This window comes from Streptomyces sp. XY006 (assembly GCF_002237655.1).
In the GTDB taxonomy this organism is placed as follows: domain Bacteria; phylum Actinomycetota; class Actinomycetes; order Streptomycetales; family Streptomycetaceae; genus Streptomyces; species Streptomyces levis.
Map to the genome: position 1 here is coordinate 1 of NZ_NOKT01000037.1, position 13,967 is coordinate 13,967.

A 13,967-nucleotide genomic window follows, 5' to 3' on the forward strand; every position below is an offset into this window, starting at 1 on the left:
GACCGCAGCCACCAGCCCCTGTCACCGCCCGAGCCGAAAACTGAAACGAACCACGACTCACGTGGCGAGACGTGAACTCAAGACCAGATCACTAGCAGCGGCCCCGCGTTCCGGAAGCGGCGCCGAGCTCTAGGTCATCTCCCAGACGAGGAACTCGGCGGGCGTCACGGCTTCGGCCTCCAGGCCCTTGGCGCCGGTGATCCGGGCCGCGTCGCCGGTGCCCAGCTCCTCGCCGTCCAGGCGTACCTCGCCGCGCACCACGTGCACATAGGCGTACGCCGCGTCCGGCACCGCGGTCCGCTCCCCCGCTCCCAGCCGCCGTACGTGCAGCATCGCGCCGGCCTCGGGGAGGGCGTAGGGCGTGGAGTCGGCGATGCCGCGGACGACCTCGTAGCGCGGTTCGCCGCCGGGCCGCAGCGGGGCGAGCCACATCTGCAGGAAGGTCAGGGGCTCCGGCCCGTCGTTGCGCTCCACGTGCCGCACGCCGCCCGCCGAGCTGAGCCGCTGCACGTCGCCGTGGCGGACGACCGACTCGTGCCCGGTGGAGTCGCGGTGCGTCAGCTCGCCCTCCACCACCCACGTCACGATCTCGGTGTGGCTGTGGGGGTGCTCGTCGAACCCGGCACCCGGGGCCAGCCGCTCCTCGTTGCAGGCGAGCACCGCGCCGAAGCGGAGGTTGTCCGGGTCGTAGTGGGCCCCGAAGGAGAAGGCGTGCCGGGTCTCGATTCCGGCCGCCGGGTCGCCGCCACGGTAGCGCTCGTCAGCGCGCCGAATGTCCATCACGGGGACCACCGTAGACCCGGCGGCGCACCCTCCCGTCCGGATAAGGCAGTCTTGTCCCCGTGCCCGAACCCGAAACCAGCAAGAACGCAGCCGCAGCCCCCGACGTCCACGCCCACGCGGCGACGCTGAAGCGCCTGGAGAAGTCGTCCGGATCGCTCGCCGCGCAGGCCATCGCGCGGATGGACGAGACGCTGCCCTGGTACCGGGCCATGCCCCCGGAGAACCGTTCCTGGATCGGTCTGGTCGCGCAGGCGGGCATCGCCGCGTTCACCGAGTGGTTCCGGCATCCGGACGCCCCGCAGGCCATCTCCACCGACGTGTTCGGCACCGCGCCGCGCGAGCTGACCCGGGCCATCACCCTGCGGCAGACCGTGGAGATGGTCCGCACCACCATCGAGGTGATGGAGTCCGCGATCGACGAGGTCGCGGCCCCCGGCGACGAGAGCGTCCTGCGCGAGGCGCTGCTGGTGTACGCCCGCGAGATCGCCTTCGCCACCGCCCAGGTGTACGCCCAGGCCGCGGAGGCACGCGGTGCCTGGGACGCCCGGCTGGAGTCCCTGGTCGTGAACGCCGTGCTCAGCGGCGAGGCCGACGAGGGCGCGGTGTCGCGGGCCGCCGCCCTCGGCTGGAACTCGCCCGAGCACGTGTGCGTGGTGCTCGGCACGGCACCCGACGGGGACAGCGAACTGACCGTCGAGGCCATACGGCGCGCGTCCCGGCACGCCAAGCTCCAGGTGCTGACCGGGGTGCTGGGCGACCGGCTGGTCGTCATCGCGGGCGGCAGCGACAACCCGCTGGCCGTGGCCAAGTCGCTCATCGGCCCGTTCGCCGCCGGTCCGGTCGTGGCCGGCCCGGTGGTGCCCGATCTGCAGGCCGCGACCCGGTCCGCGCAGGCCGCCGCCGCGGGCCTCAAGGCGTGTTCGGCCTGGCAGGACGCCCCGCGCCCGGTCCTCGCCGACGACCTGCTCCCGGAGCGTGCCATCGCCGGTGACCCCTCGGCCCGTGAGCAGCTGGTGGAGGAGATCTACAGACCGCTGGAGGAGGCCGGGGCGGCGCTGCTGGAAACCCTCAGCGTCTATCTCGAACAGGCGAGCAGCCTCGAAGGCGCGGCCCGGATGCTGTTCGTGCATCCCAACACCGTCCGCTACCGGCTTCGACGTGTGACTGACGTCACCGGCTGGTCACCCTCCGATGTACGCTCTGCCTTCACGCTGCGGATCGCGCTGATCCTGGGGCGTCTGGTCGATGGAGATCTCCAGCCCTAAGGTTTTGTCGAAGCTCGACAAAACCCCCTCGTGTTCTTCGTCCCTGTCCCCACGGGCGGCCGTGCCCGTACCCAAGAGAGAGTGTGAGAGTGCTCGTACTCGTCGCTCCCGGCCAGGGCGCCCAGACGCCCGGCTTCCTGACTGAATGGCTCGACCTCCCCGGTGTCCGCGGTGCCCTGGAGGCATGGTCCGACGCCGCGGGGATCGACCTGATCCGTTACGGCACCGAGGCCGACGCGGAGGAGATCCGCGACACCGCGGTGGCGCAGCCGCTGCTCGTCGCGGCCGGCATGGTGTCCGCGTCCCTGCTGTTCGAGGACCCGGCCGACCTCCCGCGCAAGGTCGGCGCCCTCGCCGGTCACAGCGTCGGCGAGTTCACCGCCGCCTCGCTCGCCGGGGTGCTCCCGCACGAGGAGGCGCTGCGCCTGGTCCGCACCCGCGGTCTCGCCATGGCCCAGGCCGCCGCCGTCACCGAGACGGGCATGGCCGCGCTGCTGGGCGGCGACCCCGCCGTGACGGTCCCGCACCTGGAGAAGCTGGGCCTGACCCCGGCGAACATCAACGGCGCGGGCCAGATCGTCGCGGCCGGCACCAAGGAGCAGCTCGCCGCGCTGGAGGCGGACAAGCCCGAGGGCGTGCGCAAGGTCGTCGCGCTGAAGGTCGCGGGCGCGTTCCACACGCACCACATGGCCCCCGCGGTCGAGACGCTGGCGAAGGCCGCCGCCGACGCCCGGGGCACCGGCGACCCGAAGGTCACCTACGTCTCCAACAAGGACGGGCAGGCCGTCGCCGCCGGCGCCGAGGTGCTGGAGCGGCTGGTCGGCCAGGTCGCCAACCCGGTCCGCTGGGACCTGTGCATGGAGACCTTCAAGGAACTCGGGGTCACGGCCCTGATCGAGGTCTGCCCGGGCGGCACCCTCACCGGTCTGGCCAAGCGTGCCCTGCCGGGCGTGAAGACGCTGGCCCTGAAGTCCCCCGCCGACCTCGACGCCGCTCGCGAGCTCATCGCCGAGCAGAGTGCCTGACAAGGAGCCCGAGAGCATGGCGAAGATCAAGCCCAGCAAGGGCGCCCCGTACGCACGGATCCTCGGCGTCGGCGGCTACCGCCCGACCCGGGTCGTGCCGAACGAGGTGATCCTGGAGACGATCGAGTCGTCCGACGAGTGGATCCGCTCGCGCTCCGGCATCGAGACGCGGCACTGGGCCTCCGACGAGGAGACCGTCGCCCAGATGTCGATCGAGGCGTCCGGCAAGGCCATCGCGGACGCGGGCATCTCCGTGGAGCAGATCGGCGGCGTGATCGTCTCGACGGTCTCGCACTTCAAGCAGACGCCGGCCGTCGCCACCGAGATCGCCGACAAGCTGGGCACGGACAAGGCCGCCGCCTTCGACATCTCCGCGGGCTGCGCGGGCTTCGGCTACGGCCTGACCCTCGCCAAGGGCATGATCGTCGAGGGCTCGGCGGAGTACGTCCTGGTGATCGGCGTCGAGCGGCTGAGCGACCTGACCGACCTGGAGGACCGGGCGACGGCCTTCCTGTTCGGCGACGGTGCCGGCGCGGTCGTGGTCGGCCCGTCCCAGGAGCCCGCGATCGGCCCGACCGTGTGGGGCTCCGAGGGCGACAAGTCCGACACCATCAAGCAGACCGTGCCGTGGACGGACTACCGCGACGGGACGGTCGAGAAGTTCCCCGCGATCACCCAGGAAGGCCAGGCGGTGTTCCGCTGGGCCGTGTTCGAGATGGCGAAGGTCGCCCAGCAGGCGCTGGACGCGGCCGGGATCACCGCGGACGACCTGGACGTCTTCATCCCGCACCAGGCCAACGTGCGGATCATCGACTCGATGGTGAAGACCCTGAAACTGCCGGAGCACGTCACGGTCGCGCGTGACATCCGCACCACCGGCAACACCTCGGCCGCCTCGATCCCGCTCGCGATGGAGCGGCTCCTGGCGACCGGCGAGGCGAAGAGCGGCGACACCGCGCTCGTCATCGGCTTCGGGGCGGGTCTCGTCTACGCCGCGACTGTCGTTACCCTCCCCTAGGCACTCCGTGCCGGATCATGCGGTCCGGGACGGGAAGAACCACCTGCCACACCCTCTGGATATCTACGAAGGAGCGCCAACATGGCCGCCACTCAGGAAGAGATCGTCGCCGGTCTCGCCGAGATCGTGAACGAGATCGCCGGCATCCCGGTTGAGGACGTCCAGCTGGACAAGTCCTTCACCGACGACCTGGACGTCGACTCGCTGTCCATGGTCGAGGTCGTCGTCGCCGCCGAAGAGCGCTTCGACGTCAAGATCCCGGACGAGGACGTCAAGAACCTCAAGACCGTCGGCGACGCGACCGACTACATCCTCAAGCACCAGGGCTGATCGACCGATCAGGCCCTTGGGCTGACTGCCCCGCCACCCGGCGGTGGCGCCGCTTAATCCTCGGATCCGTTGGAGAAAGAATTCCCGTGAGCTCGACCAATCGCACCGTGGTCGTCACCGGTATCGGCGCAACCACACCGCTGGGTGGCGACGCAGCCTCTACCTGGGAGGGCCTGGTCGCCGGACGTTCCGGCGTCAAGCCCCTGGAGCAGGACTGGGCGGCCGACCAGGCCGTCAAGATCGCGGCCCCCGTCGCCGTGGAGCCGACCGAGGTCATCCCCCGGCCGCAGGCCCGCCGACTGGACCGCTCGGCGCAGTTCGCGCTGGTCGCGGCCAAGGAGGCCTGGGCCGACGCCGGTTTCGAGGCGAAGGCCGGCGAGGACCCGAACGTCGACCCCGACCGGCTGGGCGCGGTCATCGCCTCCGGCATCGGCGGCGTGACGACGCTGCTCGACCAGTACGACGTGCTGAAGGAGAAGGGCGTCCGCCGCGTCTCCCCGCACACCGTTCCCATGCTGATGCCCAACAGCCCGTCGGCCAACGTCGGTCTGGCCGTGGGCGCCCGGGCGGGCGTGCACACCCCGGTCTCCGCCTGCGCGTCGGGCGCCGAGGCCATCGGCTACGCCATCGAGATGATCCGCACCGGCCGCGCCGACGTCGTCGTCGCGGGGGGCACGGAGGCGGCGATCCACCCGCTGCCCATCGCCGCGTTCGGCAACATGATGGCGATGTCCAAGAACAACGACGACCCGCAGGGCGCGTCGCGTCCCTACGACACCGCCCGCGACGGCTTCGTCCTCGGTGAGGGCGCCGGTGTCGTCGTCCTGGAGTCCGCCGAGCACGCCGCCAAGCGCGGGGCCCGGGTGTACGCCGAGGCGGTCGGGCAGGGCATCTCGGCCGACGCGCACGACATCGTGCAGCCGGAGCCGGAGGGGCGGGGCATCTCGCACGCCCTGCAGAACCTGCTGGAGCGCACCGACCTGGACCCGGCGGAGATCGTGCACGTCAACGCGCACGCGACGTCGACGCCGGCCGGTGACATCGCCGAGCTGAAGGCGCTGCGGAAGGTGTTCGGTGACGACACCGACCACATCGCGGTGTCGGCGACGAAGTCGATGACCGGGCATCTGCTCGGTGGCGCGGGCGGTGTCGAGACGGTGGCGACGGTGCTCGCGCTGTACCACCGGGTGGCTCCGCCGACGATCAACGTGGAGAACCTGGACCCCGAGGCCGAGGCGAATGCCGACGTCGTTCGGGGGGAGGCCCGGAAGCTGCCCGTCGACGGCCGCATCGCCGCGCTGAACGACTCGTTCGGGTTCGGTGGGCACAACGTGGTGCTGGCGTTCCGGACGGTTTGATTCGCCTTTACGGCGAGTGGCCCGGACTCTATGTGAGTTCGGGCCACTCGCCGTTTTGCGTCGTGTTGTGTGCCGGGTGCGGGCCGGTGCGGGTTGTTCGCGCAGTTCCCCGCGCCCCTGAGGGGCGCGTTCCCTCAAGGCGTTCACACCACCTGGTGCAACCAGCGGACCGGGGCGCCTTCGCCTGCGTAGCGGAAGGGTTCCAGTTCGTCGTCCCAGGGCTTGCCGAGGAGTTTGCCGAGTTCGGCTTCCAGGTCGGTCTCGCCGCGCTGGGAGCGCTGGAGGGCCGCTCTGAGACGGTCCTCGGGGATGAGGATGTCGCCGTGCATGCCGGTGACGGCGTGGTAGATGCCCAGGTCGGGGGTGCAGCTGTAGCGCTCTCCCTCGGCGGTGGGGCAGGGTTCCGCGGTGACCTCGAAGCGCAGCAGGTGCCAGCCGCGCAGCGCGGAGGCCAGCTTGGACGCCGTGCCCACCTGGCCCTGCCAGGAGAACTCCGAGCGCCAGGTGCCGGGCGCGGCGGGCTGCCGGATCCAGTCCAGGCTGACGCGAGTGCCGAGCACCCCGGCGATGGCCCACTCGACGTGCGGGCACAGCGCGCGCGGCGCGGAGTGCACGTACAGAACTCCACGTGTCGTCACCGGAACCTCCGGGCAGAGCGGACCATCTTGGAACAGGCGGAACGGCGGTGACCGGGCGGGTCACGTTGATGGCGAGGCTACCGTGCGGGGGCGCGAGGAGTGTGACGTACGGTCGGTCCAGGTGCCGGGAAACCACCGCCATTCACCCAGGGGGACGCTTGTACGGGTGTGAGCCGTTGCACCTGACCGGCCGGGAACCCTCGTGCGTTGTCATGGGTTGGGGAGACAGGGACGGCACGGCGAGGGGACGGAGCGGAGATGCGGACGCGGAGCCATCGCGCACGGAGTGTGCTCGCCGTGGTCGCCGCGGCCGTGCTGGGCGTGGCCGGGTGTGACGCCGTGGGCGGCGACTCCGCCGCCCCGTCCGGGCGGGCGACACCCTCCCCGAAGCCCACGCCCCTGTGGGACCGCAGCCCGAGTTCGGTCGCGGCCGTCGGTGACTCCATCACGCGGGCGTTCGACGCGTGTGACGTGCTGTCGGACTGTCCGGAGGCGTCCTGGGCGACGGGTACCAGCCCCGAGGTGGACTCGCTGGCGGTGCGGCTGCTGGGGCGGACCGAGGCGCCCCGGCGGAGCTGGAACTACGCCGTGACGGGCGCGCGGATGGCCGATCTGCCCGGGCAGATGGCCCGGGCCGTGCGGCGGAAACCGCAGCTGGTGACGGTGATGGTGGGGGCGAACGACGCCTGCCGGGCCACGCCCTCGGCGATGACCCCGGTCTCGGCCTTCCGCGCGGACTTCGAGGACGCGCTGCGCTCCCTGCGCAAGGCCCTGCCCAAGGCCCAGGTGTTCGTGGCGAGCGTGCCCGATCTGAAGCGGCTGTGGTCCGAGGGCCGTTCCAGTGCCATGGCCAAGCAGGTCTGGCAACTGGGCATCTGCCCGTCGATGCTGGGCGACGCGGACGCCCTGGACGCGTCGGCGAGCCTGCGGCGCGACACGGTGAGCAAGCGCGTGGCGGACTACAACAAGGTCCTCCAGGAGGTCTGCGCCGAGGACGAGCGGTGCCGCCACGACGGCGGTGCGGTCCACGACTACCGCTTCGGCACGGCCCAGTTGAGCCGCTGGGACTACTTCCACCCGAGCGTGAACGGACAGGCCCGGTTGGCGGAGATCGCGTACCGCACCGTCACGGCGGCGAAGCCCCTGACCTAGAGTTCCGCACATGAACGAACTCTTCGGCACACTTCCCGACGGGACCCCGGTGCACCGCTGGACGCTGGAGCGGGCGGGCGTACGCGTGCGGGTGCTGTCGTACGGCGGGATCGTGCAGTCGGCCGAGGCGCCGGACCGGACCGGGCGGACCGCCGATGTGGTGCTGGGGTTCCCGGACCTCGACGGGTACCTGGCCCATCCGGAGCCGTATCTCGGGGCCCTGATCGGGCGGTACGCCAACCGGATCGCCGGCGGCCGTTTCCCGCTGGAAGGGCGGACGTACGCCCTGGAGACGAACAACGGGCCCAACTCGCTGCACGGCGGGGCGCGTGGCTTCGACCGGCGGGTGTGGGACGTCACCCCGGTCGAGCACGGGGTGCGGCTGTCGCGGGTCAGTCCGCACGGCGAGGAGGGGTTCCCCGGCCGGCTGGAGGTCTCGGCGACGTACACGCTCCTGGCGAGCGGGGCGCTGCGGATCGCGTACGAGGCGGTGACGGACGCGCCGACCGTGGTGAACCTGACGAACCACAGCTACTTCAACCTCGCCGGGTCCGGGGACGCGGGCGGTCAGGAACTGCGGCTGGCGGCTTCCCGCTACACGCCGGTCGACGCGGACCTGATCCCGGCCGGCGGCCCGGAGGACGTGGCGGGCACGCGCTTCGACTTCCGTGCGGCCCGCAAGGTGGGCAGCGGCTACGACCACAACTTCGTGCTGGACAAGGGCGTGACGGAGACGGCGGTGGAGGTCGGCGAGCTGCACGACCCGGCGTCGGGGCGGGTGCTGACGGTGGCGACCACCGAGCCCGGGCTCCAGCTCTACACCGGCGACCACCTGGGCGAGCCGTTCGCCCCCGGTGACGGCATCGCGCTGGAGACCCAGCACTTCCCCGACTCGCCGAACCGGCCCGGCTTCCCGACGACCGTGCTGCGGCCGGGCGAGGTGTTCCGCTCGGAGACGGTGTACGGCTTCGGCGTGCGGTAGCCCCGGGCGGAGCCTTTCCCGCGCTCACGGCCCCGGTCCGGAGGTCAGGTCCCGGACCGGGGCTGCTGAGGGGGGACCTTGTCCCGGATCAGACGTTAATCGTCGCGGTGATCCTGCGGTCGGCGATCGAGCGTCCGATCTGGATCTCGTACGAACCCTTCACAAACGACCACGAGCCGGTCGCTTCGTCCCAGATCTCGAAAGCCCGGCGCGGCAGTTCGGCCGTCGCCTCGACCGTCTCGCCGGGGCCGGCCTCCACGCCCGCGAAGCCGGCCAGCCAGCGCGCGGGGCGGGTGGGGTCCGCCTCGACGGGGGCGAGGTAGAGCTGGACGACCTCGCGGCCGGGGCGGTCGCCGGTGTTGCGCAGGCGGACCGTCACGGTGGTTGCGTGCGGTGTCGCGGCGACCTCGACGGACTCGTAGGCCCAGTCGGTGTAGCCGAGGCCGTGGCCGAACGGGTAGGCGGGGGTGCGGCCGTGTTTCTCCCAGGCGCGGTAGCCGATGAAGACGCCTTCCTCGTAGGGGAGTTCGCCGTTCTCGGGGACGACCCGGGTGACCGGGGCGTCGGCCAGGGAGCCCCAGGTGGTGGGCAGGCGGCCGCCGGGTTCGTGCGCGCCGGTGAGGACGTCCGCGAGGGCCGCGCCGCCCTCCTGGCCGGGGAACCAGGACAGCAGCACGGCGGCGACCTCGTCGCGCCAGGGCAGCTCCACCGGGGAACCGGAGTTGACGATCACGACGGTCCGGGGGTTGGCGGCGGCGACGGCGCGCACGAGGTCGTCCTGGTGGCCGGGCAGGCGCAGGTCCGTGCGGTCGAAGCCCTCGGACTCGACGCGTTCGGTGGTGGCGACCACGACGACGGCCGTGTCGGCGGCCCGGGCGGCCTCGGCCGCCTCGGCGATGAGCTCCTCGGGAGGGCGCTGCGGGTCCTGGTGGGCGAGGGTGAAGCCGATGACCCGCACGGGCCGGCCGTCCGGCGGCGGGACCGTGTAGGCGAGGGAGACCTCGACCGGTTCTCCGGCGGTGAGGCCGACGCGGGCGTGCGGCACGGGCGGGCCGAAGAAGGTGAGGAACGGGTCGTCGCCGTCGGGGCGCTGGACGTCGTCGTAGTGGACGGTGCCCGCGACGGTCAGCCGGAAGGGGCCGAGGCCCTTGATGCCGAAGGTGTGCGTGCCGCTCTCGCGCGGGGTGAAGGTGCCGGTCAGCTCGACGCTGTGCAGGTTCTCGTGGGTGACGCCGTCGGGGAGGTCGGCGCCCGTCCACTGGATGTGGCCGCTGGGGGCGGAGCGGGTGCCGAGGACGGTGCCCGCGGCGTCCCGGCACACGGCGCGCAGCTCGAAGCCGGCGTCGGCGACGGGGAGTTCGGTGTTGGGGTCGGCGCCGAGGGTGTAGCTGAGGGTGCCGTCGGGGAGGGCGGCGGTGAGCCCGTCGAGCGGGGAGACGGTGCGGGCCGGGAAGACGGTGGCGGAGCCGCCGCCGAGGACGCGGGCGTCGCGGGCGGCGGCGCCGATGAGCGCGATACGGCCCGGCCGCAGCGGCAGGGCGCCGCCTTCGTTGCGGACCAGGACGAAGGAGCGGCGGGCGATCTCGCGGGCGAGTGCCGCGCCGTCGGCGTCCGGGGGCGGTGCGGTGACGACGGGTTCGGCGCCCTCCAGGACGCCGACCCGGGCGGCGAGGCGCAGCACGCGGCGCACGGCCGCGTCGACGAGGGCCTCGTCGGCCTCGCCGTCGCGCACGGCCCGGGCGAGGTTCTCGCCGTAGACGGTGCCGGGGCCGGGCATGGCGATGTCGAGGCCGCCGGTGAGGGCGCCGGTGGTGGAACGGGCGGCGGTCCAGTCGGAGACGTTGACGCCGTCGAAGCCCCAGGCGCCGCGCAGGACCTCCTCGACCAGGTGGTGGTGCTCGGTCATGGTGGGGCCGTTGACCGAGTTGTAGGCGGTCATGATGCCCCAGGGGTGGGCGTTCGCCACGATCGCCTCGAAGGGGGCCAGGTACAGCTCGCGCAGGGCGCGTTCGCTCACGACGTTGTTCACGGTGAGGCGGTCGGTCTCGGCGTCGTTGGCCACGAAGTGCTTGACGGTGGTGCCCACCCCGCCGGACTGGACGCCCCGGACGTAGGCGGCGCCGATCCGGCCCGTGAGGTACGGGTCCTCGCTGTAGGCCTCGAAGTGGCGGCCGCCCAGCGGGGAGCGGTGCAGGTTGACCGTGGGGGCGAGCAGGACGTGGACGCCCTTGCGGCGGGCTTCCTGGGCGAGCAGGACGCCGGCCCGGTGGGCGAGGCCCGGGTCCCAGGTGGCGGCCAGGGCGGTCGGGGAGGGCAGGGCGACGGACGGGTCGTCGGCGCTCCAGTGCACCCCGCGGACGCCGATCGGGCCGTCGGACATGACCAGCGACGCGAGGCCGGCCTCGGGCAGGGCGGGCAGGCTCCACATGTCCTGGCCGGCCAGGAGCCGGGTCTTGGCGTCCAGGTCGAGCTTGCCGAGGGCCGCCTCGACGGCCGCCTCGCGCCGTTCCTCCGCTGTCTCCGTCACGTCGGCACCTCCACGTCGAAAGCCGCTGGATGTCACCATCGTGCACCCGGGACCTGTAGCACGGTAGGTTTCGTCACCTCCTCGTGATGTTCAGTGTTCCGGCATGTCGTACGGTGACGCCATGACGGCCAGGACGAGGAGCGAGGAGCGGCGCGCGGAGATCGTGCGGGCCGCGCTGGAGGTGATCGCCGAGCGGGGGTACCGGGGAGCGAGCCTGGCGGCGGTCGCCGAGCGGGTCGGGCTCACCCAGCAAGGGCTGCTGCACCACTTCCCGACCAAGGAGGCCCTGCTCGTCGCGGTCCTCCAGGAGCGGGACCGCTGGGACGCGATGCCCGCCGGCCGGCTGCGCCTGGACCTGCTGGCCTCGCTCGTCGAGTACAACGCGATGCGGCCCGCCATCATCCAGACGTTCTCGGCGCTGCTCGGCGAGAGCGTCACCGAAGGGCACCCGGCCCGCGCCTACTTCACCGAACGCTACGTCGGCGTGCGCGCCGGCATGGCGGAGGTGCTGCGCGCCGAGTACGGCGACCGCCTGCCGAGCGGCCTCACCCCCGAGCGCGCCGCCCCGCTCCTCGTGGCGATCCTCGACGGCCTGCAGTACCAGTGGCTGCTGGACCCGGAGACGGTGGACATGGCGGCGGCGTTCCGGGACTTCCTGACCCTGCTGGGCGAGGGCGACGGCTGAGCCTGCGGGCCGGTCCCCGGCGCGCCGCTGCGGGAGGCGGCGGCGAGGATCCCCGACTGAGCCCCATGGCGTGGACCACTGCCGTCACGCGATACTGCCGCCGTCCGGCACCACGCTTCCCCCACCGTGACGGAAGGGCTCAACCCCTTTGAACTCCATACGCGTTCGCCTCGGCGTCCTCGGTCTCGCCCTGCTGACCGGCCTCACCGTTCCCCCCTCCGCGAGCGCCGCCGAGGCGGCCCCCGCCCCCACCGTCGAGGAGCAGCGGCTCGACCGGGCCGCCCCGCAGGAGATCCTGCGGCGCTCCGGATTCGACGCCGTGGCCCCGCGCCTGGCCCGGGCGCTCGAAACGGCCCGCTCCTACGGGCAGGCGCGCCGGGCCGTCTCCCGCGAGGGGGCACAGCTGTGGCGGCGGGCCGTGGACCGGGCGCAGGGGCGCGGCCCCGCCGGCGGCGACCTGAGCCGGGACGACGACCGGCCGCTGTACTGGGCGCGGCTCGGCATGACCCGCGAAGTGCGCACCTGGCAGCCGGAGTTCGCCCTGACCGACGCGCAGCGCGCCGCGCTGCTTGACGAGCTGGAGCGCACCTCGCGCGGCCAGACGGCCATCGCATTCCCGCACGGCAAGGGCCTGAAGCGGATCCTGCTCACCGGCTTCGACCCGTTCACCCTGGACCGGGACATCCGTATCTCCAACCCGTCCGGTGCCACCGCGCTCGCCCTCGACGGCACGGTCGTCGAGACCGCGGACGGCCCGGCCCGGATCGAGACGGCCGTGTTCCCGGTGCGCTGGCGGGACTTCACGGACAGCACCGTGGAGCGGGCCCTGCGGCCCCACCTCGGGAAGGTCGACCTGTTCACGACCGTGAGCCAGGGCCGCGTCGGGCGGTTCGACATCGAGCGGACCAACGGGGCCTGGCGGGGCGGCTTCGGGGACAACGAGAACGTGGGCCGCACCGAGACCGTCCCGGTCACGGACCCGGCCTCACAGCCCCAGTGGACGACGACCACGCTGCCGTATTCGGCGATCGTCGCCGCCCCCACCGGCCGCTTCCCCGTGTACGACAACACGAGCGTGACCGAGATCCCGGCGGGCGGCACGCAGCCCGTGGTGCGCCCCGAGGGGCCGACCCCCGGCTCGACCGCGCGCGCGGGCGGCGGCGGGGACTACCTGTCCAACGAGATCGCCTACCGGGCGACGCTGCTGCGCGACCGGCTGGGCCTGCACGACGTCCTGCCGGGCGGGCACGTGCACACACCGGTGCTGCAGTTCGGCGCCGGGAACACCACCGAGGTCACCGACCCGGAGTTCGTGCGCAACCGGCTGGACATCATCACGCAGGTGAGGACGATCCTGAAGGTGGCCACGGAAGCGGCTAACGAAGCGTCTTGACCGCCTGGTCGCCACCCTCGTCGCCCTCACGGATCTCCTCGCCCAGCAGCTCGCGCGCCATGAGGGTGGCGCCGGCCACCGCGCCCGGCATCAGGAACACCGCGACGAACGGCACCAGGAAGGACACGGCCAGGGGCGTGCCGAAGCCCCAGACGAGGGTCTTGCGGGAGCGCAACAGCGTGAGGCGGGTGCGCAGTTCCACACCGCGGCGCTGGAGGGCGACGGAGGTCAGCTCCTCGGTGAGGAAGAAGCCGGTGACGAAGAACCCGATCACCGGCACGGCCGTCTGGCCGACGACCGGGATGAAGCCGCACGCGAACAGCAGCACGCCCCACAGCGCGGCCCGCACGACGATCCGGAGGCTGTCGCGGGCGGAGATCCACAGTTCCCGCCAGAGCGGCAGCCCGGACTCGGGGGCGTACCCGTCCGGGGACACGTCCCGGTCGACCTTCTCGGAGAGGTTCTCGTAGAAGGGCTGCCCGATCAGCAGCGTCACCGCCGTGAACGTCACGACGGCGAGGAGCAGCGCGAGGGCGAACAGCACGGCGGTCAGGAAGCCGCGGAACAGCCCGAGCCACGGGTTCGACCAGTCGTCGGCGAAGGGCGTCGACCAGGCGACGGCGTCCTCGCCCCACACGCCCAGCGCGACGAGCACCCCCGCGTACAGCACCAGGGTGATCAGGCCCGGGAGCAGCCCGAAGCCGTACTGCCTGCCGTGCCGGGCCACCCATCGCTGGCCCTTGAGCAAGTACCGGAAACCCGTCCCCAGATCGCGCATGGGACGACCCTATCCGGGCCGGTGTCGCGCTCT

13 protein-coding genes are annotated in these 13,967 nt (G+C 72.5%); 9 read left to right on the forward strand and 4 right to left on the reverse strand.

What is annotated here, in order from left to right:
• Window positions 1-129: 129 nt before the first annotated feature.
• Entirely contained in the window at window positions 130-780 is a 651-nt protein-coding gene (locus CHR28_RS32530; RefSeq protein WP_094057320.1) for a pirin family protein, read from the reverse strand.
• A gap of 62 nt (window positions 781-842) precedes the next feature.
• Between CHR28_RS32530 and fasR the strand changes: the two genes are divergently transcribed.
• The 5 genes from fasR (at window position 843) to fabF (ending at window position 5,779) form a co-directional block, all read left to right on the forward strand.
• Window positions 843-2,048 carry a fatty acid biosynthesis transcriptional regulator FasR gene (fasR, locus tag CHR28_RS32535; protein WP_094057321.1) on the forward strand — a complete coding sequence of 402 codons (1,206 nt, stop codon included), beginning with the start codon at window positions 843-845 and terminating at the stop codon, window positions 2,046-2,048.
• Window positions 2,049-2,137: 89 nt separating this feature from the next.
• Window positions 2,138-3,073: an ACP S-malonyltransferase gene (locus CHR28_RS32540; RefSeq protein ID WP_094057322.1), complete on the forward strand. Its 936-nt coding sequence runs from the start codon at window positions 2,138-2,140 to the stop codon at window positions 3,071-3,073.
• A 16-nt stretch (window positions 3,074-3,089) separates the two neighbouring features.
• Entirely contained in the window at window positions 3,090-4,091 is a 1,002-nt protein-coding gene (locus tag CHR28_RS32545) for a ketoacyl-ACP synthase III (RefSeq protein ID WP_094057323.1), read from the forward strand.
• An 81-nt stretch (window positions 4,092-4,172) separates the two neighbouring features.
• Entirely contained in the window at window positions 4,173-4,421 is a 249-nt protein-coding gene (locus tag CHR28_RS32550; protein WP_003989952.1) for an acyl carrier protein, read from the forward strand.
• A gap of 86 nt (window positions 4,422-4,507) precedes the next feature.
• On the forward strand, window positions 4,508-5,779 hold the full coding sequence (gene fabF / locus CHR28_RS32555; RefSeq protein ID WP_094057324.1) for a beta-ketoacyl-ACP synthase II: 1,272 nt from the start codon (window positions 4,508-4,510) through the stop codon (window positions 5,777-5,779).
• A gap of 143 nt (window positions 5,780-5,922) precedes the next feature.
• Here the strand turns inward: fabF and CHR28_RS32560 are convergent, their stop codons facing one another.
• Entirely contained in the window at window positions 5,923-6,417 is a 495-nt protein-coding gene (locus CHR28_RS32560) for a DUF3145 domain-containing protein (RefSeq protein WP_094057325.1), read from the reverse strand.
• Between the two features lie 258 nt (window positions 6,418-6,675).
• Between CHR28_RS32560 and CHR28_RS32565 the strand changes: the two genes are divergently transcribed.
• Together CHR28_RS32565 and CHR28_RS32570 are read left to right on the forward strand one after the other, a co-directional pair.
• Window positions 6,676-7,569 carry an SGNH/GDSL hydrolase family protein gene (locus tag CHR28_RS32565; protein WP_094057326.1) on the forward strand — a complete coding sequence of 298 codons (894 nt, stop codon included), beginning with the start codon at window positions 6,676-6,678 and terminating at the stop codon, window positions 7,567-7,569.
• A 10-nt stretch (window positions 7,570-7,579) separates the two neighbouring features.
• Complete coding sequence (locus CHR28_RS32570) at window positions 7,580-8,551, forward strand: aldose epimerase family protein (RefSeq protein WP_094057327.1); 972 nt, start codon at window positions 7,580-7,582, stop codon at window positions 8,549-8,551.
• A gap of 88 nt (window positions 8,552-8,639) precedes the next feature.
• Here CHR28_RS32570 and CHR28_RS32575 read toward each other — a convergent pair whose 3' ends face one another.
• Window positions 8,640-11,117: a glycoside hydrolase family 3 protein gene (locus CHR28_RS32575; RefSeq protein ID WP_094057328.1), complete on the reverse strand. Its 2,478-nt coding sequence runs from the start codon at window positions 11,115-11,117 to the stop codon at window positions 8,640-8,642.
• A 64-nt stretch (window positions 11,118-11,181) separates the two neighbouring features.
• Here CHR28_RS32575 and CHR28_RS32580 point away from each other — a divergent pair, with 64 nt between their 5' ends.
• Window positions 11,182-11,763 carry a TetR/AcrR family transcriptional regulator gene (locus CHR28_RS32580; protein WP_094057329.1) on the forward strand — a complete coding sequence of 194 codons (582 nt, stop codon included), beginning with the start codon at window positions 11,182-11,184 and terminating at the stop codon, window positions 11,761-11,763.
• Between the two features lie 148 nt (window positions 11,764-11,911).
• Window positions 11,912-13,156 (forward strand): pyroglutamyl peptidase, encoded by a 1,245-nt coding sequence (locus CHR28_RS32585; protein ID WP_094057330.1) that lies wholly within the window; start codon window positions 11,912-11,914, stop codon window positions 13,154-13,156.
• Here the strand turns inward: CHR28_RS32585 and CHR28_RS32590 are convergent.
• Window positions 13,140-13,934, reverse strand: coding sequence for an EI24 domain-containing protein (locus tag CHR28_RS32590; protein ID WP_094057331.1), 795 nt, complete (start codon window positions 13,932-13,934; stop codon window positions 13,140-13,142). The two genes, CHR28_RS32585 and CHR28_RS32590, sit on opposite strands and share 17 nt — an antisense overlap.
• Between the last annotated feature and the right edge of the window lie 33 nt (window positions 13,935-13,967).

What these genes read in the sequence shown, in the direction of transcription:
- CHR28_RS32530 (WP_094057320.1), bottom strand. Translation starts at nt 780, where the DNA reads ATGGACATTCGGCGCGCTGACGAGCGCTACCGTGGCGGCGACCCGGCG.
- CHR28_RS32545 (WP_094057323.1), top strand. Translation starts at nt 3,090, where the DNA reads ATGGCGAAGATCAAGCCCAGCAAGGGCGCCCCGTACGCACGGATCCTC.
- CHR28_RS32550 (WP_003989952.1), top strand. Translation starts at nt 4,173, where the DNA reads ATGGCCGCCACTCAGGAAGAGATCGTCGCCGGTCTCGCCGAGATCGTG.
- CHR28_RS32565 (WP_094057326.1), top strand. Translation starts at nt 6,676, where the DNA reads ATGCGGACGCGGAGCCATCGCGCACGGAGTGTGCTCGCCGTGGTCGCC.
- CHR28_RS32570 (WP_094057327.1), top strand. Translation starts at nt 7,580, where the DNA reads ATGAACGAACTCTTCGGCACACTTCCCGACGGGACCCCGGTGCACCGC.
- CHR28_RS32575 (WP_094057328.1), bottom strand. Translation starts at nt 11,117, where the DNA reads ATGGTGACATCCAGCGGCTTTCGACGTGGAGGTGCCGACGTGACGGAG.
- CHR28_RS32580 (WP_094057329.1), top strand. Translation starts at nt 11,182, where the DNA reads ATGTCGTACGGTGACGCCATGACGGCCAGGACGAGGAGCGAGGAGCGG.
- CHR28_RS32590 (WP_094057331.1), bottom strand. Translation starts at nt 13,934, where the DNA reads ATGCGCGATCTGGGGACGGGTTTCCGGTACTTGCTCAAGGGCCAGCGA.